The 26,690-nt window shown below is 48.0% G+C and carries 20 protein-coding genes and 1 tRNA gene; 7 read left to right on the plus strand and 14 right to left on the minus strand.

Annotation, left to right across the window (positions count from 1 at the left end; all coding sequences use genetic code 11):
- Nucleotides 1–638 precede the first annotated feature (638 nt).
- Complete coding sequence (locus CUJ83_RS03120) at nucleotides 639–2,405, minus strand: helix-turn-helix domain-containing protein (protein WP_230740517.1); 1,767 nt, start codon at nucleotides 2,403–2,405, stop codon at nucleotides 639–641.
- Nucleotides 2,406–3,098: 693 nt separating this feature from the next.
- On the opposite strand from CUJ83_RS03120, the gene CUJ83_RS03125 reads away from it, so the two are divergent.
- The 4 genes from CUJ83_RS03125 to CUJ83_RS03140 all read left to right on the plus strand — a co-directional run bounded on the left by CUJ83_RS03125 (nucleotide 3,099) and on the right by CUJ83_RS03140 (nucleotide 7,027).
- Entirely contained in the window at nucleotides 3,099–4,031 is a 933-nt protein-coding gene (locus CUJ83_RS03125; RefSeq protein WP_230740519.1) for an ABC transporter ATP-binding protein, read from the plus strand.
- Between the two features lies 1 nt (nucleotide 4,032).
- Nucleotides 4,033–4,902 (plus strand): ABC transporter permease, encoded by an 870-nt coding sequence (locus CUJ83_RS03130; protein ID WP_230740521.1) that lies wholly within the window; start codon nucleotides 4,033–4,035, stop codon nucleotides 4,900–4,902.
- Between the two features lie 99 nt (nucleotides 4,903–5,001).
- Complete coding sequence (locus tag CUJ83_RS03135; protein WP_230740523.1) at nucleotides 5,002–6,258, plus strand: MFS transporter; 1,257 nt, start codon at nucleotides 5,002–5,004, stop codon at nucleotides 6,256–6,258.
- 169 nt (nucleotides 6,259–6,427) lie between these two features.
- Complete coding sequence (locus CUJ83_RS03140) at nucleotides 6,428–7,027, plus strand: DUF7504 family protein (RefSeq protein WP_230740525.1); 600 nt, start codon at nucleotides 6,428–6,430, stop codon at nucleotides 7,025–7,027.
- A gap of 121 nt (nucleotides 7,028–7,148) precedes the next feature.
- On the opposite strand, the gene rpsJ is transcribed toward CUJ83_RS03140, so the two are convergent.
- The 13 genes from rpsJ to CUJ83_RS03205 form a co-directional block, all read right to left on the minus strand.
- On the minus strand, nucleotides 7,149–7,463 hold the full coding sequence (gene rpsJ / locus CUJ83_RS03145; protein ID WP_230740526.1) for a 30S ribosomal protein S10: 315 nt from the start codon (nucleotides 7,461–7,463) through the stop codon (nucleotides 7,149–7,151).
- Nucleotides 7,464–7,528: 65 nt separating this feature from the next.
- On the minus strand, nucleotides 7,529–8,809 hold the full coding sequence (gene tuf / locus CUJ83_RS03150; protein WP_230740528.1) for a translation elongation factor EF-1 subunit alpha: 1,281 nt from the start codon (nucleotides 8,807–8,809) through the stop codon (nucleotides 7,529–7,531).
- Between the two features lie 96 nt (nucleotides 8,810–8,905).
- On the minus strand, nucleotides 8,906–11,098 hold the full coding sequence (locus CUJ83_RS03155; RefSeq protein ID WP_230740530.1) for an elongation factor EF-2: 2,193 nt from the start codon (nucleotides 11,096–11,098) through the stop codon (nucleotides 8,906–8,908).
- A gap of 36 nt (nucleotides 11,099–11,134) precedes the next feature.
- Complete coding sequence (locus tag CUJ83_RS03160) at nucleotides 11,135–11,701, minus strand: 30S ribosomal protein S7 (protein WP_230740532.1); 567 nt, start codon at nucleotides 11,699–11,701, stop codon at nucleotides 11,135–11,137.
- A 9-nt stretch (nucleotides 11,702–11,710) separates the two neighbouring features.
- Nucleotides 11,711–12,139, minus strand: coding sequence for a 30S ribosomal protein S12 (locus tag CUJ83_RS03165; RefSeq protein WP_230740534.1), 429 nt, complete (start codon nucleotides 12,137–12,139; stop codon nucleotides 11,711–11,713).
- A 20-nt stretch (nucleotides 12,140–12,159) separates the two neighbouring features.
- Nucleotides 12,160–12,600, minus strand: a complete 441-nt coding sequence (locus tag CUJ83_RS03170; RefSeq protein WP_230740536.1) for a NusA-like transcription termination signal-binding factor — start codon at nucleotides 12,598–12,600, stop codon at nucleotides 12,160–12,162.
- Nucleotides 12,593–12,898, minus strand: a complete 306-nt coding sequence (locus CUJ83_RS03175; RefSeq protein ID WP_230740538.1) for a 50S ribosomal protein L30e — start codon at nucleotides 12,896–12,898, stop codon at nucleotides 12,593–12,595. Before CUJ83_RS03175 ends, CUJ83_RS03170 begins: the two co-directional genes overlap by 8 nt.
- 2 nt (nucleotides 12,899–12,900) lie before the next feature.
- On the minus strand, nucleotides 12,901–14,052 hold the full coding sequence (rpoA2, locus tag CUJ83_RS03180) for a DNA-directed RNA polymerase subunit A'' (protein ID WP_230740540.1): 1,152 nt from the start codon (nucleotides 14,050–14,052) through the stop codon (nucleotides 12,901–12,903).
- A gap of 1 nt (nucleotide 14,053) precedes the next feature.
- Nucleotides 14,054–16,681 (minus strand): DNA-directed RNA polymerase subunit A', encoded by a 2,628-nt coding sequence (locus CUJ83_RS03185; protein WP_230740542.1) that lies wholly within the window; start codon nucleotides 16,679–16,681, stop codon nucleotides 14,054–14,056.
- Nucleotides 16,682–16,693: 12 nt separating this feature from the next.
- On the minus strand, nucleotides 16,694–18,511 hold the full coding sequence (gene rpoB / locus CUJ83_RS03190) for a DNA-directed RNA polymerase subunit B (RefSeq protein WP_230740544.1): 1,818 nt from the start codon (nucleotides 18,509–18,511) through the stop codon (nucleotides 16,694–16,696).
- A complete protein-coding gene (locus CUJ83_RS03195) occupies nucleotides 18,504–20,054 on the minus strand; it encodes a DNA-directed RNA polymerase subunit B'' (protein WP_230740546.1) in 1,551 nt (516 codons plus the stop codon). The genes rpoB and CUJ83_RS03195 overlap by 8 nt, the downstream gene beginning before the upstream one ends.
- An 18-nt stretch (nucleotides 20,055–20,072) precedes the next feature.
- On the minus strand, nucleotides 20,073–20,312 hold the full coding sequence (locus tag CUJ83_RS03200) for a DNA-directed RNA polymerase subunit H (protein WP_230740548.1): 240 nt from the start codon (nucleotides 20,310–20,312) through the stop codon (nucleotides 20,073–20,075).
- 79 nt (nucleotides 20,313–20,391) lie between these two features.
- Nucleotides 20,392–20,465: transfer RNA gene (locus CUJ83_RS03205), tRNA-Lys, on the minus strand.
- Between the two features lie 373 nt (nucleotides 20,466–20,838).
- Between CUJ83_RS03205 and CUJ83_RS03210 the strand changes: the two genes are divergently transcribed.
- The 3 genes from CUJ83_RS03210 (at nucleotide 20,839) to CUJ83_RS03220 (ending at nucleotide 26,684) form a co-directional block, all read left to right on the plus strand.
- Nucleotides 20,839–22,062 (plus strand): MBL fold metallo-hydrolase, encoded by a 1,224-nt coding sequence (locus tag CUJ83_RS03210; protein WP_230740550.1) that lies wholly within the window; start codon nucleotides 20,839–20,841, stop codon nucleotides 22,060–22,062.
- 379 nt (nucleotides 22,063–22,441) lie between these two features.
- A complete protein-coding gene (gene ercA / locus CUJ83_RS03215; RefSeq protein ID WP_230740552.1) occupies nucleotides 22,442–23,608 on the plus strand; it encodes an alcohol dehydrogenase-like regulatory protein ErcA in 1,167 nt (388 codons plus the stop codon).
- Nucleotides 23,592–26,684: a PAS domain S-box protein gene (locus tag CUJ83_RS03220; RefSeq protein ID WP_230740554.1), complete on the plus strand. Its 3,093-nt coding sequence runs from the start codon at nucleotides 23,592–23,594 to the stop codon at nucleotides 26,682–26,684. The genes ercA and CUJ83_RS03220 overlap by 17 nt, the downstream gene beginning before the upstream one ends.
- Nucleotides 26,685–26,690 lie beyond the last annotated feature (6 nt).

Below are 26,690 nucleotides of genomic sequence, written 5' to 3' on the forward strand. Positions count from 1 at the left end.
AACACTCTAACTACGAGTCGCACAAAGGTAACAAAGGAACACTATTTCTCACCACAAAGGACACAAAGGCAAACAAGGAACACAAGCCCAACCACAAAGGACACAAAGGCAAACAAGGAACACAAGCCTAACCACTAAGTACACAAGGGCAACAAAGGAACACAAGCCCAACCACAAAGTACACAAGGGCAACAAAGGAACACAAATGATTTCTTAAGATGACATATATATTCTGTCCAAATTTGTCTGTATTTTACAATCCATACATGTGCTTTATTGTCATCATGTTTGATATACGGAAAAAATTGTGACAGTGCCTTATGTTAACATATTCTAAAAAAATTTGTGTACCTTTATTGCCCTTGTGTACTTTGTGGTTAAGCTAGTGTACCTTAGTAACCCTCGTGTACTTAGTGGTTAAGCTAGTGTACCTTAGTAACCCTCGTGTACTTAGTGGTTAAGCTAGTGTACCTTAGTTGCCTTAGTGAGTTTTATGGTTTGAAAACAATGTTCCTTCAAGCTATTCCTACCCTTATTAGTGGAATAGTCTTCTAGTATACGCATTACAGATAATGCCAAACATCTGTGGCGAAAAGCATGTATGTTAAAAAGACAGGACATTTTACCAGTCTTATTTTCTATGCGTTTTCTTTTGTTCTGCCGGACTTTAGAGATTCGAAGAACTGTAACAGCTCGTTTCCGAGCCTTCTGCTTTCGACGTCGACCGGGTAAAGCAGGAACTCACAGTACTCGTCACCCTTATCAACGCATTTTATCTCTACACAATCCATTTTTACGCCATCGTAGATGTACTGTGCAAAAGAGCGGAGAGCGTCCCTTCCGGACTCACAGATATTTTCGATCTTTTTATTCTTCGCACGTATCCGATCATCCCTGGGATCCCTGCAAACGACGACGATCTTTTTGGTCATCGGGTCTATGCTTTTAATAGAAAAGTCACCCAGCTCTAGCTCCCTTAGCCTTTCGAAATACTTTCTCAGTCCTTCTTCGCCATCCCTTAGAACTTCTTTATTTATGAAGCGGTTTATCTCTTCAAGCCTCGACCTGGCGTCCATCGAGCTGTCCCAAAGCTTATTAAAATAATCCTGGATGTGATTGATCGTTTCCTGATGGTTTGTGTATACGCCCATAGTGTAGCCGGGTGAAGTCGTCACGCTCTCGCCCAGGATGTTGAACACGACCTCTTCATCCCCGAGGACCATCCTTAGGATCGTATCCTCCGACGGATGGCGCACCTCGGCGCCGGCGGATACGAGCGCGTTGATGGCATCGGAAATGTCGTTCTTGTTATGCATAAGCAGGCGAGCCCTCGACGCGTCGGAGATGTCGTTTTTTACCGGGACCAGAAGCTGGAATATGATACCGCGGTTCTTCAGTGCCCTTGTCTCTGCGATGAACATGTTGAGGCTGTATATGAGCTGGTCCTGCGACAGGACGCTGCACACCCTGTTTCGCGCTCTTGACATTATGTCGCGTGATACTTTCTCTACCTCGATGTCTCCATAGATCGGTGTAAGTCGCTCAGGTTTTCTTCCTGTCTCTATCTCGATGGACTTCGTATCTATATCCGGGGCGCTGCGCCACATATGATCAAGCATGAGCCGGATCATCCGGGCAAGCTCTTTCTGGCTTGTCCATATGGCTGATTCTTCACTGTCATTGTCGGACGACCTTACGAACAGGACTTCCGAGTTGTCTATGACAACGACTCTCAGGAACGAACTGTCGGAGCCATCGAAACCATTCAGGATATTGGCGCTATCAAGGGTATCGAGGCTGTCAAGATGCCTGATCGCCGCGATGCGGGATAGCTTTGTGATCGATGGAAGTGTCTCCTTTTCAATTGGTAATAAAAGCCTTAGTTCGGCGTTGCGCTTCTTCAGCGTGGCCATTTCGTGCTCATAAACGCTCATCGACTGGACGAAGCCCGTCTCATTGGTTATGAAATCGCATGTGGAATTCACCCTGCCCAGCATTTCCCTTATCAGGTGAATGATACCCCATCGGCCGTTGTATAAACGCACTTTATCGCCGTTATCGGCTTCTTGCTCATTGTTTTTTTCTCCCAGCCTTTGGGCGAGTTCCTTTCCGATATTCTCCAGCGACCTTATGGATTCCATACGGTCCTCGAGAAGCTTGCTAATAACGGATTCAAGGGGCAATGCCTGATATTTATTAACTTTTTCCGGGATGATAGTTATAAGGCCTTTTTCATGAAGAAGCTTGATGACGGAATATACGTGAGGCCTGGGAATATTACTTAGGTCGGCAAGAACGCTTGCTTTTTGCGTACCTTTAGTGACCAGCGTAAGGTAGACTTTTGCCTCATATTCGGTAAGGCCAAAAGAAGTGAGTGCCTCCACTGCCTTATTGTCAAGCTCCATATACTTCCCCAATGATTGTTAGTACATCGATGTTGTACTAATTAATTAACCTTTCAATGATATAATATTATTCGTTAGTTATCCTTTAAACAGTTCATTCAGTGCTTATAAGACTATAGCTTTTTAAGCTTTAATAGAACCTGGAATACATGCCCTTATTCTCCCCGGTTATGACGCCCATCTCAAGCACAGATACCATAATTTGTACACCAGTATCCCTCAGCCCGTACTTTTCTTCATCACTGGTGACGATATTGGCGCTGATAAGTTTTTTCAGGTTTCTGTTTAAAACTCAGGGGTTGATACTGGTCTCGAACATGATGTCTGAAAACATTAAAGGACCGTCGCTTAAAGAAAAAAGGATCTGGTTAACACCGCTATAAGAAGTTGTTTTTATGATATCCATCATATCATCCTTGATCGTCTAATTAGAATTTGTTAATTTATCAAGATATATAAACATAATCCATAATTGAGAAAATATTTTGAAAATTGGAGATAAAAACTAAAAAATAAAAAAAATATTGACAAAAATCAAAAAAATTTTAATAGACAATTGATAGATCAGAAAATTGATTGTATACTGACAGGATACTATACCATATTTTTTGAAGCCTGTTACGAATCAAATATATAGATAAGATAGCTCATAGGTATGTTCAGTATAAGCTCTAAAGATCAGAAGAGGATACAATGAAAGCCATTGAAACTCATGGATTGACAAAGGACTATGGGAAACTAAAGGCAGTGAACGGTTTAGACCTTAAGGTAAATGAAGGGTCGATATACGGGTTTTTGGGACCTAACGGCGCCGGAAAGTCCACGACTATAAATATGCTCATGGGATTCATAAGGCCGACAGAAGGTACGGCCACCATAATGGGATACGATATAAGTTCCCGGCATAATGAAATTAGTAATATCACCGGATATTTACCGGAGAGGCCCGCGTTTTATGAAAACATGACGGGCTTTAAAAACATGTCGTACTTTGGAAAGCTGTTAAAGGTGCCTGACCTTCAGCCGAGGATCGCTGAGCTTATCAAGACTGTTGGCCTCGAAGGCCGCGAAAATGACCGTGTAAGGACATACTCGCACGGCATGAGACAGAGGCTTGGCATAGCCATCTCGCTTCTGGGCAACCCAAAACTTCTCATCCTGGATGAACCCACCACAGGTCTTGACCCTCAGGGATCGCATGACATCAGGAAGATCATCAAAGAATTAAAAAACGACAAAGTCACCATATTTTTATCATCACATATACTTCACGAAGTGCAAGAAATTTGTGACGAAGTCGGCATTATCAAGAACGGCAGGCTGATCGTAGAAAAACCCATGGATAATTTCCTGAGGAGCACGGGAGGGAACCTGCACATGATAGAGATCATCGCCCCGAACATGGACGCATCATATTCGGGGATCGCCGGGAATATTAGCGGCGTGCAGAAAGTGACAGTGGATGACGGCAGGATGTCAGTGATGATGGAAAGGCCTGAGATCGCGGAAGAAATTAACATTGCACTGATAGGGGCCGGATGCAGGGTAAGGAGCATCACGGAGGTCAAGCCGACGCTTGAGGACGCGTTCCTTAAAGTGGTGAGCGAGGAACACGCGGAGGTATAATATGTACGATGCCGGAAGAGAGATCTCAAATATTATTGCCATAGCATCGAAAGAGTTTTCGGACAATCTAATGTCAAAACGCTTCCTGCTCATAGGTATATTCTATATAGGTATGGCGATCCTGTTCACAGGAGTGGTGACACTGGCCTTTTACGTATTTAGCGACGAGCCTGCGTTAAGGGCCGCGTTCAAGCCGGACATCGTCCTTGTCTATATGAACATGCTTAATTTCGTGCTTGCCCTGCTAGCCATAATAGTATCGTGTGATTCCATATCCATGGAGAGGAAGGACAGGACGATATACCAGCTATTATCAAAGCCGGTCGAACGGAGTTCAGTAGTCATCGGGAAATATCTGGGCTGCCTGAGCATCATAGCGGTACTCTTCGTATCCAGCGCCCTTCTTGCATATATTTTGACATCCGTATTAACAGGGATATACCCTTCGGCGGACAGGTTACCGAACGTGTTCTTCGCCATAATTTCCATGGTCATACTATTCTCGGTCTATATAGCTGCAGGCATCCTCATATCAACGGTGACGAGGAACCCGCTAATATCCATCATAGCCTCATTGCTGGCCTGGATAGGGTTCGTGTTCAGCAGTATGATAGGGAACCTGATAGGATACACAGCGGTAATGAACACGATATCACTGTTCGATGACCCGTTCGAGTATTATCCGATCTATGCGAAGATAATGGTATGGCTGGATCCGTTAAGCCACGGGATAGTCGAACAGCTCCTCGACAGCGATCTGGTACAGGTAGCTTCAGGATTGCCTTTGTGGGCGAACATCGTAATACTTATAGGGTATACCTGTGCTTTGCTGCTGGTTTCTATAGCCGTCATTAAGTATCAGGACCTATGAATAATAGGCCCTGACATTTATAACCGAAAGCTATGTGTAGATTTATCGCCATAACGCAAAAATCGCTCTCGAACGAGAGAGAAATAGAGATGCATATTCGTGACCTTTAACACGGCCTTCAGCGGCTATATCGCGAGGATCAAACACTTCAATCCCAACGCGCACAAATTTTTATTATACACATTTTTCCTGTCTTTGAATACGGGAATATACGGAGTCATATTTAATCTGTATATACTGAAGCTTGGATATCGTGAAGATCTGTTAGGATTGATGCTGTCCATCATTTCCATATCCACAGGGCTTTTCGCGATACCAGCGGCAATGATATGCGATAACATAGGTAAGAAGAACACGCTGCTGGTATCGAGCTTGATACTGGCTTTTTCTATGGTCTTCCTGTATACTATGGCCACGCAGGAAGTATTGCTTATCATGAGCGTGTTCTACGGAGTCGCCATGTCGTTCTCCGTAGTCGCAGGAGCGCCGTTCATGGCCGAGAATTCTACGCGTGAAAACCGAATGTACCTGTTCTCGATAAACTCGGTGATATTGATGATAGCCATGATAGCCGGAAATCTTATAGGCGGCATCATGCCGGGCCTTATCTCCGCAGCCATAGGTACGGACATTATGGACATCATGCCGTACAGGTTCACATTATATCTTTCCCTTGCAGCGGTAATGATGACCCTTATCCCGGTTTTATATATCAACGAAACGGAGCGGATGAAGACAGTAAAGGCAGAGCGCTTTAAAGTCCTCAGCTCCGTGCTTAAATCCAGGAACGTACAGAGGCTAGTGCTAATAAACAGCCTTATCGGTATAGGGGCAGGCATGATAGTCCCGTTCTTCAACGTATATTTCCATAAAGTCCTGTCTGCAGAGGCAGATCAGATAGGGATAATATTCTCCGCAGCCCAGCTGACGATGATAGCAGCATTGATCATATTGCCATATCTCACCGAAAAGTTCGGGAAGGTAAAGACGATAGCATTGACTGAATTGTTCTCAATACCGTTTTTGATCATAATCGCCTTGACCGCGAATATTTACATGGCAGCTTTTGCGTACATAATGCGAATGACCTTGATGAATATGGCGAACCCGGCCATAAACAGCTTTAACATGGAGATAGTAAGCGATAAACAGAGGGCGACAGTGAACAGCCTGACGTCCATGGGCTGGAACATATTTTTGGCTATAAGCACATATCTCAGCGGTGTTATGATGGCAAATTCAAATTATACGTTACCATATATCATCACGTGCGTGGTATATTTCATAGCGGCGCTATTGTATTACAGGTTTTTTGTGAACATAGAAAAAGTAGCCATGAACGGCGTAATATGCTGAAGAACTATCTTAAATTAAGACATAAACATAAAATTTTTAAAAAAATGGATCTCGTTTAATCATAAGCTTTATTTTAATATAATGAAATATAACTAAAAATACTATAAAAAATATTATGACATGAATTAAAAACAACAAAAAAGAAAAATTAAACATATAAGAGATTAATATGGCATGTAAAGCAGATAAAATGGCTAAAGATTTCATCTATGATAAGGATATTTCAAATATTTATCAAATACAGGATAATGGCATTTATCTTACAATGTCCGATGCTGCGATAATGAATAATGATTGCATTAAAATGCTTGATCATCTTGTAAACGACAATAAAATGAAGGGCATATATGTAGGAATTAACAGGCCATCGGACAGGATCATAGAAGAGCTGGAAACTGCTGGCATTGATACTGGAAACATAATATTCATCGATGCGCTTACAAAGACAGTATCAGGCAATACCGCAAACAGCGATAACCGCTATTTCATGAACCACATAAATGACCTGACAGAATTGGGGATATTATTAAGCGTGACCATGAAGAAGATGAAAGATGACCAAAGATTTTTCGTGCTGATCGACTCGATAACGACTCTTCTCATCTATAACGATAATAATACTGTATTGAAATTTTTACATTACCTGTCGGCAAGGTTCAGGATAATGAAGGTCAATGGCATTTTCGTCGCATTCAAATCGGCAAAACTTGAAGACTTCTTTTCCCAGGTAGCTGTTTTCTGCGATGATGTCGTAGAACTCGATAATTAGGTTATCAGCATTTAAAAATTTATAAAAACAGGTTAGTGTAGGGCAAAATATCCCTACCCGATTCCAACAAGGGGTTGAGAAGGTTTCCTAATTAATAGGAATACCTTTTTTTGTTTTGTTTTTAGCCTTTAAGGACGATCTCTATGTTTATGTCCTTGGGTACCTGTATGCGCATTAGCTGCCTTAACGCACGCTCATCTGCATCAATGTCAATAAGTCTCTTGTGTACACGCATTTCCCAGTGTTCCCATGTTGCAGTACCTTCGCCGCTCGGGCTCTTCCTTGTTGGGACCACTAACCTCTTAGTCGGGAGTGGTACCGGACCGGATATGCTGACGCCGGTCTTTTCGGCGATCTTCTTGACCTGGCCGCAGACGTCATCCAGCTTTGTCGGGCTGGTGCCGGATAACCTTATTCTTGCCTTCTGATTTGCCATTGTATGTCACCTGATGATAATAATTAAATAAAGATGGCAATTATGCCATCTTTTCTTCTATACGCTTATCTTGCCTTAATGTCCATTACGACACCGGCAGCGATGGTCTGACCCATATCACGTATGGCGAACCTACCGAGCTGCGGGATCTCCTTGACCTTCTCAATGACCATCGGTCTGGTCGGTCTGACCATTACGATAGCAGCGTCACCAGTCTTGATGAATGCCGGGTTCTGCTCCTTTACACCGCCGGTCTTCGGATCAAGCTTGGCCATGATCTCGGTCAGGGTGCAAGCTACCTGTGCGGTGTGGCAGTGGAATACAGGAGTGTATCCTGCGGTGATCGCGGACGGGTGCTGGAGCACAACTATCTGTGCCTTGAACTCCTCTGCGACGGTCGGCTGCTTGTCTACGTGGCCGCATACGTCTCCACGCCTTATTGCGTTCTTGTCGACGCCTCTGACGTTGAAGCCGATGTTGTCACCCGGAAGAGCCTGAGATATCTCTTCGTGGTGCATCTCGATAGACTTGATCTCACCGGTTGCTCCGACACCGTCGTTGCCCGGCCTGAAGATGACCTTGTCGCCCTTCTTCATGACACCGGTCTCGACACGGCCTACGGGCACTACACCGATACCAGAGATGGTGTATACATCCTGGATGGGTACACGCAGGGGTAACTGGGTGGGCTTTTCTGGATCCTTAAGGTTGTTGAGCGCCTCGAGGATGGTAACGCCGTTGTACCACTTGGTGTTCTCGGAGTGCTTTGAAATGTTGTCGCCCATGAACGCGGAGGTCGGTATGAACGGTATTGCGTCCGGCTTGAATCCTACCATCTTAAGGATGTTGCCAACCTCGGTCTTGACCTCTTCGTACCTCTTCTGGTCGTACTTTGCTGCGTCCATCTTGTTGACTGCGACGATAAGCTGTGTGATACCGAGAGTCCTGGAAAGGAACACGTGCTCCCTGGTCTGCTGCATTACACCATCTGGTGCTGCTACTACGAGAATAGCTGCGTCTGCCTGGGATGCGCCGGTGATCATGTTCTTGACGAAGTCCCTGTGACCGGGGCAGTCCACTACGGTGAAGTAGAACTTATCGGTGTCGAACCTTCTGTGAGCGATATCGATGGTGATACCTCTCTCTCTTTCTTCCTTTAATGAGTCCATGACCCATGCGAACTCGAAGGATCCCTTACCCTTGGATTCTGCTTCCTTCCTGTACTGCTCGATAATGTGTGCCGGTACGGCACCGGTCTCGAACAATAACCTTCCGACAAGGGTGGACTTGCCGTGGTCAATGTGTCCGATGACTGCTAAATTCATGTGTGGCTTTTCTGCTGCCATAGTAATATCCTCCAATCAATCTCAAAGTTTATTGAATGTAATTTTACTTGCAATCGTAAAGGCATTTGTTCTTTTTATACCTTTCGTCTATTATCATCACTCGAGGTAGTCGCTCGGTCTTGGAATCTCGACCTTAAGTCCCTTCCTCTTGCGGATGTTCAATACTATCTCGTTCTGCAGGTTTGTCGGTAATGCTTCGAAACCCTGGAACTCGATGTTCCACATCGCACGGCCTTCTGTTGCGCCGCGTATGTCGCCTGCGAAACCGAACAGTTCTGCGACAGGTGCGGAGCCCTCTATGATCGACATGTCGCCTTCAGACTTAATGTCGAGGATAGTACCGCGTCTTCCCTGTATCTCACGCACCGCGTTGCCCATGTGGTTCTGCGGGACACTGATGAATACTTTCTGGACGGGTTCGAGTAATGTAGCTCCGGCCATAAGCACGCCGCCCTGTATAGCGGAACGCACTGCAGGTATTACCTGTGCGGGGCCTCTGTGCACTGCATCTTCGTGAAGCTTGACATCGATGAGCTTTATCTTGATACCCTGTGCCGGCTCTCTTGCGAGTGGACCGTTCTTGAGCGCCTCTTCCATACCCTCGATGATAAGCTCCATTGTCTCCTTAAGGTACTGGATACCCTTGGTCACATCGATGAGCATGTTAGTGCCGTATACATGGGTAACTCCCTTTGCCTCATCCTTTTCCATGCCGAGCTCCTCGAGCGTTTTACGCCTCTCAAGCTCCATCATGTTCATTGAGAAGTCACCGTTCTTGATAGCGTCGACGATGTTCTGCGGCAACGGTTCAATGATAATATAGAACCTGTTGTGCTTGTTCGGCGACTTACCTTCGACCGGGCCTGCAGTGCCGGATACGGTCTCACGGTATACGACTATTGGCGGGGAAGTAAGGACGTCTATGCCCCTGTCCCTGGTGATCCTGGACTTGGTGACGACCTCAAGGTGAAGCTCGCCCATACCGGATATCAGGTGCTCGCCAGTCTCCTCGTTGATCTCTACCTTGACCGTCGGGTCTTCCTTTGCGACCTGCCTTAATGCCTCTACGAGCTTCGGAAGGTCTTTCATGTTCTTGGCCTCTACTGCCACGGTCATGACAGGTTCCGATACGTGCTTTATTGCCTCGAACGGGGTCATTTCCCTGAGAGTGGATCCGGTAGAGCCCACGATAGCGTCCCTGAGACCTGTTACCGCAGCGATGTTACCTGAGGGGATCTTTTCGACCTCCATCCTCTCGGCGCCCATGGATACTGCAACGGACTGCACTCTGTTGGTGTTTGCTGTGCCCGTCACGAATAATTCCTGGCCCCTTTCGAGAGTGCCTGCGAACAGCCTGCCTACTGCGACCTCGCCTGCATGCGGGTCGGTAAGGATCTTTGTGACCATGAATACGATATTGTTATTCGGGTTACAGGTCATGAGATCTTTTCCTACAGGTGACTCCTTGTCGCCCTTCCAGATGACCGGTATACGGACCTTCTGGGCTTCCACAGGCGTCGGTAAGTGGTGTACCACAGCATCGAGCAGCGCTGAGTGAAGCGGGGACTTGGTGGAAAGTTCCTTCATGTTCCCTTCTTTACAGTAATCGTAAACCTCGTTAAAGCCTACACCAGTCCTCTTCATCGAGGGTATCGAAACTGCCCACTTGTATAAAGCAGAGCCGAATACTACGGTACCCTGGGCCGCGTCGAGCTTCCAGGTCTCGTACTGCTTTGGTGCCATGCCCTTGACGAGCTTGTTCACGTGATCGATTACCTTACCGAGCCTGATCGGCATTTCTTTCTTGTCGATCTTAAGCTCGTTGATAAGCCTGTCGACCTTGTTTATGAAAAGGATAGGCTTAACGTTCTCTCTTAACGCCTGCCTTAAAACGGTCTCGGTCTGCGGCATGGTACCTTCGACTGCGTCGACTACCACTACTGCGCCATCCACCGCTCTCATCGCACGGGTAACGTCACCGCCGAAGTCTACGTGTCCCGGAGTGTCGATAAGGTTGATGAGATACTCTTCTCCCCCGACCTCGTGGACCATTGAGACGTTCGCTGCGTTGATAGTGATACCACGGGCCTGCTCTTCCTCATCGAAGTCCATGAACAACTGCTTACCTGCAAGATCCATGGAGATCATACCGGAACCGGCAAGCAGGTTATCGGATAAGGTAGTTTTTCCGTGGTCGATATGGGCGCATATACCTATGTTCCTGATCCTGTCAGGCTTGTCCATAAGGAACTTGACCCTCTCGACCATCTTTTTTCCTCTTGTCGCCATCTCAAATCCTCTCTGTTAAAAAATTTAAACCAGGCCTTATCTTGCTGCCTTGGCTACCCTTTCTCTTTCATCTTTCTTGCCTACGGAGAAGCTCTTTACATCCCCTCTGGCCGCTGCCATAAGCTCTTCTGCCAGAGCGGACTCGACCGACTTCTTGCTCTTGAAAGCCGCCTTCTCGGCGCCAAGCGATATGAACATTAAAGCCTGGTCTACCCTTCTCATCGGAGCGGTATCGACTGCCTTGGGGACGTTAATACCACCATACTTTAACCTGACGGTCTCCTCTCTCGGGCCTGCGTTCTCGATAGCGTCGACAAGGATCTGTACAGGGTTCTGACCGGTCTTCTTGTGAATTATCTCGAACGCGTCGCGCACGATCCTGTAACAGGTGTTCTTTTCACCGGTGTTGAACTCGTTGCGCATCATCTTGTTCATTAGCCTCTCGACTATTGGGATCTCTGCCTTGTTGAACTGTCTTGCAGCGGATTTTCCACCGGTATGAGGCACTACTACAGGCTTTAAGTTAATGTATCTCTTTATGCTGAGGTCCTTGATCGTAACCTCCGACATGTCATATTTTCCGAATAATAATAAGTCTGCCATAGTCTCACCTTATCTTAAAGGCTTGTCTCTCTTGCCCTTTACCATCTCATCCAGCGAAACGCCGTTAACCTTACAAACCCTGAACCTTACTCCAGGGATATCACCATATGAACCGCCCATGCGTCCACCGATACCTTCGATGGTGACTTCATCATGTTCATCGATGAAATTGATAGCTCCGTCACCCGGACAGAATGCAGTTACCTGCCTGCCGTTCTTTATGAGCTGTATCCTTATGCACTTACGGATAGCTGAGTTCGGCTGTTTTGCCTCTACACCTATCTTCTCAAGTACAATACCCTTTGCCTGCGGTGCTCCCTCTAACGGGTCAGACTTTTCATCAAGCCTTAATGCACGCCTGGCGTAGTTTCTGTCGGCCCACCTGTAATCTTTCCTTACCTGAGTGAGTTTACGAGCAGCAAATTTTCCATATCCCATTCATTCAACTCCTTAATATCTTATTTTTGATTTATGATGACATCATCAATTTTCAGATGTCTCTGTGCGAGTGATTTCACCTTGTTTATGTTCCTGCCGTTCTTTCCTATCGCGATACCTTTGTCCTTAGAGGCGACATCGACTAATGCAAATTGCCTTTCGCCTTTTGTCGCTATAACGACATTCTTGATAGCGGCGGGCTGGAACAAATTCTTAATGAACTCTTTCGGATCGTCGTTGTACTCGATCACTTCGACGTTCCGTCCGATCTGTTTCTTTACCCTGTTGATGTTGTTACCGTTTTTACCGATAGCTAAGCCCATGTCGCCGCTTTTAACAACAAATATTATGCGGCTGTCCTCGTCGTCAAGGACCAAACAGTCCTTAGCATGCGCTCCAGTAAGTGATTCGAAAAGCGCGATGTATTGCATCGTCTCGGTTGTGAAGGTAACATCAGGCACCCTTTACACCCCTGGCTAACGCCATGATGTCCGAGTCCCCTGATTCAAGGACTGTGACCGCAGACACTATGAATGGCTTACCACACGTTGGTCCAAGGTCTACGCTCATCCCCGGATATTCATACATCGGAACATTTGCTTCTGTAATTTGCTTTTTCACACTCGGCGGACAATTAGAGGCCACTATGACAAGTTTCGCTACTCCGCGCTTGCTTGCTTTTATGGCCTGTTTGGTCCCGACAAGGACCTTCCCAGTCCTTATTACGCTTCTCAGTGACTTGTCCAAATCTATTTCCATATTTATCCTCTCTTCTTAGTGTTAACCGCGATCAGTTCAACGTCCCCGGTGCCAAGCTGTATCGGCTGTCCTACTATGACGTTCTCTGTGACACCGGTGAGCTCATCGACTTCTCCCGCGACCGCCGCATCCAGCAGGTGGTTCACGGTAACTTCGAAAGCGGCCCTTGAAAGCACACTTGCTTTCTCACCCGAAATGCCGTGCCTGCCTATCTGCTTGACCTCTCCGTCGAGCGTCATCATATCTGAGACTAGCATGATATGCCTGATGTCAACGGTAAGACCCTGCTCGGAAAGCGTACTTAAGGCCTCGTTAATTATCGCGTTTCTCGCGGCTTCGATGCCAAGTACTTCGGCGATCTCGTTTATATTGTTTGTCGTAGTCCTGCCCGGGTCTACACCATCAAGTTGAATGACCTTCTTCAGGACTGAACCCTGAGTATATATAACATACTCAGCATCCTCTTTACGAATGACGACACGTGTAATACCCTTTATGCCTTTTAAAAGTATCGATTTGATCTGTTCTACCAGTTGCAGAAGATCACGATACGAAGGCTCATCGGGGTGAATGACTAAACGGTTGCCATCCGCTGTGACGTTGTGCCCTGTATGGTCAGTTATCTTTTCGATAATATCCTCGATGGTTATGTTCCTGTGCATGACCTGTTTTTCATTGACGTCGATGATGATTGTCATGTCGGCCAGGTTAGTCGAGACCGAGCTGATGTCAGATACGGTGGTCTCTTCAAGTTCCCAGCCCAGTTTTTTAACCTGGTCCCTGTTGCCCGATACTTCAGGCAGGAGATGTACGGACATCATGGGGGTTGACGGTTCGCGCCTTGCGTCCACGATCTCGATAAGTCTTGGCAGACCGAGAGTAACATCGATCTCTGCCACACCCGCATAGTGGAAAGTACGCATCGTCATCTGCGTACCCGGCTCGCCTATGCTCTGTGCTGCGACCATGCCGACCGCCTCACAGTTCTCGACACGAGCGTGCCCGTAGGCATCCCTGGTCCTCTCTATTATCTCCTCTAGCTGCTTCTTTGTCAGCTTTACGCCTTTAAGACTGGACTTCAAGTCCTCAACTATCTTGTATGGTAAGTCGACTTTTAATAATTCGGCCTCTATCGTAGCTTCCGATATGCTCATCTTAATCACCGCCCTTAACGACGCTGTCGACTATACGCTGGACGTTAACGCCTTCTCCATAGTCGCTCTTCATCGGGTCGACTCCGTCCTCTCCGTACTGGAACTGGACGATGACTCCCCTTGTCTCACGGACCGTGCCGTCATGCTTGACCTCAAGGTCCTGAAGCGCGTTAACGAGCCTTCTCTGGAGGTAACCGGACTGTGAAGTACGGACCGCAGTATCGACGAGACCTTCTCTTCCTCCCATCGCGTGGAAGAAGAACTCGGTCGGGTTCAGGCCTTTCTTATACGACGACTCTACGAAGCCTCTTGCGTCGGCCCCGAGGTCTCCTGCCTGGAAATGCGGAAGTGTCCTGTCGCCATAGCCTCTCATGATACGCTCTCCTCTGACCGACTGCTGGCCTACTGAGCCTGCGACCTGCGTAAGGTTAAGGAAGCTGCCTCTCGCTCCGGAACGTGCCATTATGACCGCGGAGTTGTCTCCCTGCGAGCCAAGGAATTTTCCTGCGATGCTGCCTGCGCCGTCTCTTGCCTTTGCGAGCTCCTGCATTATCCTCATTTCGAGCGTCTCTTTTAATGTCCTGCCCGGTAAAGCTTCAAGCTCTCCGGCATCGTAAGCTTCGATAAGCTTGCGGACCTGTTTCTCGGAATTAAGTATGATATCGTTGATCTGTGCCTTGGACTCGCGCGGTATGTCTGTGTCGCTTATGCCGAACGAGAAGCCGAACTTCATTATGGAGCGTATCGCGAGCTTTGTGACGTCGTCAATGAACTGTTTGGCGGTGGCCGCATCATAGGACTTGACTATCCTGTCGACGATCTTACCGCTGAACGCACCGACCGCCTTCTCATCTATAGTGCCGCATTTCAGATCTCCGTCCTTTATTACGACGTAGGCGTCGCGCTCACATTCTTCCTGCTTGCACGCTTCGCAGTTTTCACAGATCTTAGCCTTATAGTTCATGTTAAGGTTCTTGGGCAGAATCTGGCTGAACATCTGCTTGCCGGTCCAGTACTGCTGGCCGTCCTCAACTATTGCCGGCTCTGGTAGGTCCTTCACGCCGGTTTTCCTGAGAATGTCCATCGCTTCATACTCGTTGAAGCGGCGGTAACCCTTGGTCAAAAGGAAGATACCGGATACGTGGTCGTGAAGTCCGCCGATGATAGGTCCTCCGAACCTGGGTGACAGGATGTTCTCCTGCACAAGCATGAGGATCCTTGCCTCGGCCAGCGCCTCCATTGTCTGCGGGACGTGAAGGTTCATTTCGTCACCGTCAAAGTCCGCGTTATATGGTGCGCAGACTGCCGGGTTAAGCCTGAATGTCTTATGCGGCATGACCCTGACGAAATGCCCCATGATACTCATCCTGTGAAGCGACGGCTGACGGTTGAACAGCACAATGTCGCCTTCCTTAAGCTGCCTGTCGACCTTCCATCCGACTTCCAGCTGCTCGGCGAGCTCTTCGCAGTTCTTATCGGTGACCTTAAGCCTGCGGCCGTCCGCCCTCTTTACGTAGTTAGCGCCCGGATGCCTTTCGGAGCCGCGCCTCACGTATTCCCTGACAGATTCAATGTTGAACGGTGTAACTGTCACGGGGACGGTCATTTCTTTGGCGATCCTTTCCGGCACTCCTACCTGGTTAATGCTAAGGTTGGGGTCGGGAGATATTACGGTACGTGCGCTGAAGTTGACACGCTTACCGGACAGCGAGCCTCTGAACCTGCCTTCCTTACCTTTCAGACGCTGGGATAAGGTCTTAAGAGGCCTGCCGCTCCTGTGGCGTGCGGGCGGGACGCCGGATACGGCGTTATCCATGTACGTGGTGACATGGTACTGTAATAATTCCCAGAGGTCCTCTATGATAAGCTGAGGGGCTCCCGCGTCGCGGTTCTCCTGGAATCTCTGGTTGATGCGTATGATATCTACAAGCTTGTGGGTAAGGTCATCTTCAGACCTCTGTCCGCTTTCGAGCGTGATCGACGGTCTTACTGTGACTGGCGGTACGGGAAGTACTGTCAGAACCATCCACTCGGGCCTGGCGTTCTTCGGGTCCATGCCGAATACAACTATGTCCTCGTCGGGGATCATCTCGAGGCGGTCCCTGACATCGGTCGGCATTAACTTGTGGCCGTCCTCTATGTAGCCGGTCGGCTTCTCGAACTTGATCTCTTTCTGCTCTTCGCCGCAATAGGGGCATGTGCCTGCCTTTGCATCCTTAAAGACATTCTTAACGATCTCGTCTATCGGCTGGCCGTTCTGCCTGGCAGTATATATTTGCCTGATATAATCAGCCTTGGCCTTGTCATCGAGAAGAAGCCTGCCGCATTTCCTGCAGGTCGTCCTCAGTATCTTGCGTATAAGCCTTGCGAAACCGACGTGTATGACGGGGGCAGCGAGCTCAATGTGGCCAAAGTGTCCCGGGCATTCTCCCGGACGGCCGGCGCATGACCTGCACCTTAGACCGGGGTCGATGACTCCCAGCCTCGGGTCCATCAGTCCCATGTCTATCGGATAACCGTCATCGTCATAAGTGTCTGCCGTTATGACCTTCGTTACGCTCATCTTCCTGATCTCGGCCGGCGATAAGAGACCGAACCTTATTTTCTTAATTCTCTTCGGACTTGTCATAGTAATTGCCTCCTATACAGCGTCCTCCAGCTCGAGTCTCGGCGCTATCCCGAGAGCTTTCATCTCGTCTAATAATAATTTGAACGCGTAGCTCATCTCTACCTTGTATATGTTAGTCTCTGCACCGCAGTTCGGGCAGTAGATCATCTTTCTCTTCTTATCCTCGGTCGCTACCATGCCGCACTCGTTGCAGACGTACTCGAACACCTTGTCCGACTCGTCAAGCAGCCTTTCTTTGAGCGCCATCGCAGCTCCGTGACCTATCATGACATCACGTTCCATTTCACCGAACCTCAGACCGCCTTCCCTGGCACGGCCTTCGGTCGGCTGCCTTGTCAACACCTGGACAGGGCCTCTCGACCTTGCGTGCATCTTGGACGATACCATGTGGTACAGTTTCTGGTAAAGGATCACTCCTACGAATATGTCCGCTTTTATGCGTTCGCCTGTCATGCCGTCATAGAATACCTCTTTGCCTGTGTGCGAGAAGCCGAACTTCTTAAGTTCTGCCCTGAGGTCATCCTCGGACTCGTTGTTGAAAGCGGTTCCGTCGACGAACCTGCCTTCGAGGCTGCCGATCTTTCCGCCTATGGTCTCCAGGACGTGCCCGATCGTCATACGCGACGGGATAGCGTGCGGGTTGATGACAAGGTCAGGCACCAGACCGGATTCTGTGAATGGCATATCTTCCGGGTAAGCGATAAGGCCGATGACCCCTTTCTGTCCGTGCCTCGACGCGAACTTGTCTCCCAGTTCGGGTATACGCTCGTCCCTTGTGCGGACTTTCGCAAGCCTGCTGCCGTTCTGTGTCTCTGTAAGTATGACAGTGTCTACGATACCCTTCTCGTTACTTCTCATGGTGACCGATGTCTCGCGGCGCTTCATCGGGGTGATGCCTCCGAGGTCGGTAGGCTCTTCGAGGAATCTGGGCGGGCTGGTCTTGCCTATAAGCACGTCGTTAGGCCCGACCACGGTCTCGGGGTTCACAAGGCCGTCATCGTCCAGCATTGAATAGTACTCTCCTTCCCTGGCACCTCTGACCTCTGCGTCGGGGACCTCAAAAGTGTCTTCCTGGCCGCCGGGGTACCTGCGCTCTTCGCCCTCGGTGGTCCTGTAGAAGTGTGACCTTCCCAGACCGCGGTCGATGGACCCTTTGTTGAAGACGAGCGCATCTTCTATGTTATAGCCCTCGTACGATAATACTGCCACGACGAAGTTTTGTCCCGCAGGCCTCTCGTTGAAGTTGACCTGCTCTGCGGTCTGCGAATTGACAATCGCGCGCTGCGGGTAGTGGAGGAAGTGGCCTCTTGTGTCCGGCCTCAGCTTCATGTTGGCGCTGCTCATTCCGAGACACTGCTTTACCATGCCTGCGCCCATCGTAACTCTCGGTGACGCGTTGTGTTCCGGGTACGGTATCATGCCGGCTGCTATGCCCAGTATAAGCGAAGGGTCAAGTTCCAGGTGAGTGTGCTCTTTCGTAAGCTGGGCTTCGTCTATAGCGATAAAAGTGTTCTCTTCCTCTTCTGAGTCGATATATTCTATAAAACCGCGCTTGACCATGTCCTCGAACTGGATCTCGCCGCGCCTTAACTGATCGATGTCTTCCGACGTGATAAAAGGCTTGCCATCCTTTACGATGATAAGCGGTCGCCTTGCTCTTCCCATGTCAGTATTGATAATGACTTCGTTGGTGAGCTTATGATATGCGATATTGATCTGGATAGAGACCATACCCTGCCTTCTCTTCTCCCTAATACTTTCGACGAGCTCCATCGGGTTTTCATGGGTACCTACCAGGGCTCCGTTAACGAACACTCTCGCCTTATTCAATTAAACCCCTCCTGAGAGGCTGTACACCGGCTTCAAGCATTATCTTCTTTATAGCTTCCTCATTCTCAATGCCGGTGGAAAGCTCCACAGACATCGCGAAGTTCTTCACCAGACCGCAGTTCGGCCCTTCCGGGGTCTCCGACGGGCAAATGCGGCCCCACTGTGTCGCGTGAAGGTCTCTCGCCTCGAAGTGCGGCTGAGCGCGCGACAGCGGCGATATGACACGTCTCAGATGTGATAACATCGCCATGTAGTCGATACGGTCGAGTAACTGTGATACGCCGGTCCTGCCTCCGACCCAGTTACCGGTGGCAAGCGGGTGGACGAGCCTTTCCGTAAGCACGTCTGCCCTCACGGCCGTGATCATGTAAAGCTCCCTGTTCCTCATGTTAGCCCTTTCAAGCTGATACTTGATGTCGCGGGTAAGCCTGTTGAAGGATACCCTGAAAAGGTCTTCCATAAGGTCGCCTGCGAGCTTAAGCCTCTTGTTGGCATAGTGGTCCTTATCATCCGGGGACCTTCTTCTTAAAGCCAGCTCACAGCATGCTTCCGCCATTCTTCCCAGGAAGTATGACTTGTTGATGCGCGACTCCTTAAGCCTCTCATCGTCATCCGAGATGCGTTCGAAGTCTTCCGGATTAAGGTGCGGGAGTAAGTACCTGTCGATCACATAGTGAGCGCGCTTCTTCTGGTAGTCCTTGGCCTGCCCTGCAGCGACACGCTTTCCGATCTTCTCCATCGCGGACTCGGTGGTGTCAGCCTCTGCCTCGTCAAGGTTCTCCAGCATGAACTTCTGTATCTCCGGGTCATCCGATACTGCGGAGACTATCTCCTGGTCAGTCTCAAGCCCGAGCGCCCTCATGAGCGTCACGAGGTTCAGCCTGCCGGAAATGGACGGGAACGAGACCTCAAGGATGGATTTTCTTCCCCTTTCCACTATGACGAGAGCCCTGTACCCACGGCGCTGCGAGAATACCTTTGCGACCTCTATCTGGTCACCGTAACGGTCGTCGTATTCGACCATGATCTTGTTCGGCGCGAGGTCTTCGAGCGTCATGATTACACGCTCCGTACCGTTTATGACAAAATATCCTCCGGGGTCCACCGGGTCTTCTCCGAACTTGACCCATTCCTCCGGGCTGAGCTTTGAGAGGTTACACTTATTGCATCCGATCATTATGGGCATCTGTCCGATGTTCACTTCGATCGGCTCTTCTTCCACTTCTCCCCTCACGATGCTCATTTCAAGGAATATCTCGGCCGCGTAGGTGATATTCCTGAGCCTCGCCTCTGTGGGGTATAAAGGCTCGACGGAACCGTCGGCCTCTCTGACGACAGGGTTACCGACACGGATCTTGCCGAGCTTAACCTTGACCGGCTCGATATTGCGCTCCACATCCTCGATGTCAGTCTCAATGTAAGCCTGTTCGCCAATCACTTTTTGAAGGCCCTGGTCCAAAAACACGTTAAATGAATCAATGTGATGCTGTGCTATCTTTTTTCGAGTAAAATACGCCTTACTTAATTCTCTACGGTCTAACACGATATGACTCCCCTAAAATCAGTCAATTACAAGCCTGTACGCGACTGCTCTGCCTGCAGTGAGGCTGTTTCGGGTGATCTTGATAACGTCGCCTGCTTTCGCTTCAAGCTGTTTTGCGACAACGTCGGAGGTCTTTATTTTAGGCAGCTGCCCTTTCTCGATCCTGTATGCCTCTAAAAGTGTAATAACTTCATCTTCTGGCAGCAACTCATGATGGGGCACAAGCACGTGCTTCAGAACATCAAATTTTTTAGTCAATCACGCCTTCCTCCTTAAAACTGTACAGTAGGTCGCTTTTAAGTTAATTTTGATTTAAAAAGTTCTATAAAAGGGTGAGCGGGCTCATGGGGATTTGAACCCCAGGCCGCCTGGTTAAAAGCCAGGCGCTCTACCTAACTGAGCTATGAGCCCTTTTTGTTGTAGTAATATTCGTTTTTGTTTTTAATTGTTTCGGTTACATCATCGATGATGTAACCTCGACCGGGATAGATGCGGCACTCACCATACAGTTACAGAACTTAATATCGACGGCTCTCATAAAAGTATTGCTAGCATTTATACTTTTCCGTCAGAAAAATCGTAAAACTGCATTTTCGGGAATAAATATTTATATTTTTCGTTATAGAAAAATAGTTCTGTAACTATAATACATTAATAGAGAAATCGATATATAAGCCTTATGAAAAGATAGGAATATTCTAAATAATATGGATATAAGCCTGTTTTTCTTTAAGCGATAAATGATTTGGTCAGAATGGAGGTATTTTAAATTCAAATACAATTTTTGGGTGCAAGCAGAGAAGTGGGAAGGTCAGCATTTCTGATCAACGAGCAGGTATTGCTGGATTTTGGCATCAAGCCTACGGACCCGCCACAATACCCGCAGGGAAACCCCAGGCCTGAGACGGTCGTGATATCCCACGGCCACCTGGACCATTGCGGAGTAGTGCCGAACCTTATGGACATGGAGCCCACGGTACTGGCCACTCCGCCTACGAAGCACCTTACGAGGCTGCTGGCGGAGGACACGCTGGAGATAGCAGAGAACCACGGAGGCATGGTCCCCTTCGACCCGCATGACATGCAGATGCTTATGCGAAAAACAATAGAGCTCGACTACCTGGAAGATTATACTACGGACGATTACTCCATCACCCTGTTCGATGCGGGGCATATACCAGGAAGCGCGCTCACCTACGTGGAATACGGTGAAGACACGCTTCTTTATACGGGCGATATTAAGAATTCGGATACCCGCCTGCTAAAGGGATCGAAGATACATTACCCGGAATCCAGGGCCCTGATGATCGAGAGCACCTACTATGGCCGCGATCACGTGGACAGGAAAAAGCTGGAAGAGAGATTTATCGAGTCCATAAGATATACGCTGGACATCGGCGGCAATGTAGTCATACCGTGCTTTGCCATCGGAAGGACGCAGGAGGTACTGATGATCCTGAAAGAGTATGGCATCAGTTGTTATGTGGACGGCATGGGCGTGGAAGTCACCAAGATCATGCTGAAAGACCCCCAATACCTCAGGGACCCTAACAGGCTGAAAACGGCTTTTGGTGCGGCAACGACCGTAAAACCGGGCATGCGAAGGGCTGTCCTGGACGAACCGTCGGTAGTAGTGACAACGGCGGGCATGCTCAACGGCGGACCTGTACTATACTACCTTCAGAGAATGTACGATGACCCGAAAAGCAAGCTGATGCTCACCGGATACCAGGTCGAGAACACTAACGGCAGGAACGCGCTGGAGAACGGCTATGTCGACATCGACGGAGAAATATTCCCGCTAAGGTGTAAGCTGGAACAATATAGTTTCTCCGCCCACAGTGGCGACTCAGAACTGAAAGACATTGTCAGGTATATGTGCGACAGGGGTACCGAGCATGTGTTCTGCGTGCACGGAGATAAGACCGAAGAGTTCGCAGGATGGGTTGAGAAGGAGATAGGAGTTAAAGCGTACGCGCCTAAGATCGGGGAAGAATACCTGATATAAAATAACATCATTCTTTTTTTCATATTTTTGCCGTACAGGTCGGTCTAAAGTCCATGCATAACGGCGAGTTAGTGATACTGATATTTATTATGAGATTATTTGCAGGATACGGTCAGGATTTTTGTTCAAGGCTTTACTTTCTTACGATAAAACGAGCCATTGAATAAGATATGATAGATTATGACTGGATGTAAGGCTTAATGATTTTCTTCGTCCAATGAAAATACTAATGACGCATAACAGCACATCATAAAGGGATTATATAAAAGTAAAATATCCCGAATTGATTAAAAATACATAATTTTAAAACAGTAACAATAACATTTTAAATAATCATACGGGATATTTTAGATGATCCATAGATAAAGGTGTAATTCCAATGGCTCTGAAAAACGTCCCGGAACTAAGGAAATTCGTAGCCCCGGAGATCGTATACGGGGAAGGCGCTATAGACCTGGCGGGAAGATACGCGAAGATATTCGGTGCCAGTAAAGTGATGCTTGTTACGGGTAAAAAAGTCCTTAAAGCAGGATGGTCTGACATCGCCGCAAATAGTATCGAAAAGGCAGGCCTTGAATACACCGTATTTTCCGACGTTACCCCGAACCCCAGAGTCGAAGAGGTCATGAAGGGTGCCGGTGTATACAGGGAAGAAGGCTGCGACATCATACTTGCGGTAGGCGGCGGCAGCGTGATAGACTGTGCCAAGGGTATAGGCATAGTAAGCACTAACAGGAAGAGTATACTGGATTTTGAAGGTGCGGACAGAGTTCACATCCCGGGGCCGCCCCTTATATGCATACCCACTACGGCAGGAAGCTCTGCAGATGTTTCTCAGTTCGCGATAATCAGTGATAGAAATAATCTCCGTAAGATAGCTATCATCAGTAAAACTTTAGTGCCTGACATCGCATTGATCGATCCGGTCACGACCATAACGATGGAAGCCGATCTTACGGCAAGTACGGGAATAGACGCCCTGACGCATGCCATAGAGGCTTATGTTTCAAATGCGCATTCACCTTTGACTGACGTGCATGCGCTTGAAGCGGTCAGCCTGATATGTTCGAACCTGCTGCATGCGATCGAGGAACCCGAGAATATAGTGGCAAGAAGCGGTATGATGCTGGGAAGCCTTCATGCAGGGCTTGCTTTCTCCAATGCGAGCCTGGGCGCCGTACATGCCATGGCCCACAGCCTGGGAGGATTATCGGACCTGTCCCACGGCGAATGTAATTCAATACTGTTAAGCCATGTTATAAAATACAATTACCAGTCGGCCCCGTGGCGCTTTGACAGGATAGCGATTGCCATGGGCTTACAGCTTGCTGGAAGTGGATCCGATGAGCGTTCATCCGCCTTGAGCGACCATGTCAGGGAGATACTGAGAAAAGCAGGAATAGATAAATGCCTTGGCGACCTGGGTGTTAAAAATGAGGACATACGGGGACTTGTGCAAAACGCATTGAGAGACCCTTGCATCGTTACTAACCCGCGGATTCCGTCCGAGAGTGACCTGGAGAGGATCTATGAAGAGGCATTATAGTCTTTCCGAGGACAGGGATGAATTAAGAGAGAAAATAATAGGGCTTGGTGAAAACTCTTTTCGAAAAAGCTACTATCCCGAATTACAGGAAAAAATGGCCGACCTGGAAAGGTTCAGGTCACTGCTGGACCATAGTAATGATGCCATATTCCTTGTTAACTTATCGTTGCGGCGCATAGAGGATGTTAACCTGTTCGCCTGTAACCTGCTGGGCTATAAGAGGGAGGAGATGATCAATAGCTCGTTTTTTGATCTATTATTACATCACGATGACCGGCTGGTCGGGAAGCTGGTATCCGGTGAGATCAAAGAATTGACTATCACAGAGATGATCAAATGTCGCGATATGTCCGCGATACCCTTCGAAATAAACATACATGTCGACACATTCGGCGAAGGCACCTATGCAGTCGTCATCGCCAGGGATGTGAGGGAACGCCTGAAAGCGGAAGAAACTCTAAAAAAGAACGAGGAGAAATACAGGCTTCTTGTAGAAAATGCCCCGATAGGCATAATTTTTGTCGATATTAACGGAAAGATACTCGATGCGAACCCTATGATAATCCAGTTGATGGGCTCTCCCTCAAGAGAGGCTACTTTAGCCATTAATATGTTTGAGTTCCAGCCACTGATAAGATCGGGAGTTTCAGATGATATTCGGACCTGTCTGGAGACGGGTGATCGCACGGTATCAGAGCATGAGTACATATCCAAATGGGGTAAAAAATCATATCTAAAATATTACATAACACCGGTAAAGGGCCCTGACAACAGGATAATCGGGGCGCAGGGCATAGTTGAGGACATCACGGAGCAAAGAAAAGCCGATTTAGCTTTACAGGAAAGCGAGTCAAAGTTTCGTGTCCTGACTGAGACATCATCGTCCGGGATATTCATCTACCAGCATGACAGGCTATGCTATGTTAACCCTGCATGCGAGAATATCACGGGATATGGCAGAGATGAGCTATTATCGATCGACATCGCCGATCTCATCCGCCCGGATTTTTACGGTACGATAGATATATTAAAAGATAAATGGGTCCGGGAAAGAAACCTGGCATCAAACTTCGAGATGGGCCTGCTGAATAAGAACGGGGAGCGAAGATGGATATCTCTGACGCTTGGCCACACATTATACAATGGCAGTAAATGCATCATCGGGACAATATTTGATATTACGGAAAGAAAGCTTATAGAGAAGGCCCTTCAGGACAGCGAGGAGAAATTTAGGGACATTGTCGAGAATGTGAACGAGTTCATATGGGAGATCGATAAAGACTTAAATGTAGTCTACGTAAGCCCGAAAATAAAGGAATATTTCGGCTATTCGCCTGAAGATATAGTCGGTAAGACAGGTGCTGAACTACTGGGCTCGCCAGACATCGATTCCGTAAAAGAGATACTTAGAGAGAGAATATCTAATAAAACGTTCTCGATGCTGTCGGAGTACATTTTTCAGGACGATAAAGGCAAACGCCGTGTTCTTGAAACTAGCTTCTTGCCAATATATGGTGCCGAGGGGGAGATACGAGGCTACAGGGGAGTCGACAGGGACATAACAGATAGAAAGGCCATGGAAGAGGCATTAATAGAAAGCAGGTCTAACCTGCAGAGATTGTTCGACTCGCTTGATGATTTTATTTTTGTCATAGACACCGATGGGAATATATTGCAGGTAAATCCGCCGGTCGCCGAAAGGCTGGGCTATTCGATCGATGAGCTACAGAATATGACACTGTATGATCTTCACCCGCCTGAGTTCAGGGAGATGGCGGGAACGATCTTCGAGGAAATGCTTCTGGACAGGACCAGGATATGCACATTGCCGATAATCACGAAAGAAGGTAACTGGATCGAAGTCGAGACCAAAGTGACAAGAGGCCGGTGGAACAACAAGGACGCCATTTTTGGCATTAGCCGTGACGTAACGGAACGAATACGCTATGAGCAGACGATCAAAGGACACGCGAAAAAGATGGAAATATTGAACGATGTCATCACCTCGGTCAATGAATCTGAAGATCTCGCATCAATTTTAGAGGAGACCATAAGCTCTACCATGGAGCTGTTGAACTTCGAGGCCGGTGCGATATATCTGCTGGACGATAATGGCGAGTTCGCATATTTACGGTCCATGAAAGGTTTACCCGATAACTTTGTCCGTAAAAAGAAAAAGATAGATATTTCCCGGAAGCCTTATGACATGATATTTTTAAAAGGCCTGCCGATGATCTCTCAAAATTATTCTCGCATAAACCCTGAGATGGCGAAAGAATGGGATATACGTTCCATCGCAGGAGTCCCGTTAATTTCAAAGGATAAAGTGATAGGGGCCCTGTACATTGTCAGCAGGAGCGATCATGAATTTTCAAGGGAAGACGTGGACCTGCTCACGGCTATCGGAAGAGAGATCGGCACCGCCATCACGAAGATGCAGACTGAGGAAAGCCTAAAATCCTCGCTGGGGGAGAAGGAGGTCCTTCTCAAAGAGATCCACCACAGGGTTAAAAACAATCTTCAGATCATATCCAGCCTGCTAAGCCTCCAGTCAAATTATACGTACAACGAGGAATTCATCCAGATGATCCGGGATAGCAAGGCGCGTGTTAAATCGATGGCCCTTATACATGAAAGGCTATACGAATCGAAGGACCTTTCCAGGATCAAATTTGGTGAGTACGTAAAAGCCCTTGTAACTGACCTGTCAAGGTCGTTCGGCATCAGTAAGGACCGTATAAGGATCACGCTCAACATAGACAACGTCGAGGTCGACGTGGACACAGCCATTCCCTGCGGACTTATAATAAATGAGCTGGTCTCCAACTGCATAAAATATGCGTTCCCCGGCGAAAGAAGAGGGGACATATATGTTAGTTTCCGGAAGGAAAGCGACACTTACAGGCTCACAGTAAAAGATAATGGAGTCGGACTCCCTGATGACCTGGATATTAATGAGATGAAATCTCTGGGATTACAGCTTGTCTGCACTCTTACGACACAACTGGACGGTACTATAGAGATATGTTCAAATGAAGGGGCGGAGTTCATGATTAGTTTCCGCGAACCCGTATGAAGTGAT

This window comes from Methanooceanicella nereidis, from assembly GCF_021023085.1.
Taxonomy (GTDB): domain Archaea; phylum Halobacteriota; class Methanocellia; order Methanocellales; family Methanocellaceae; genus Methanooceanicella; species Methanooceanicella nereidis.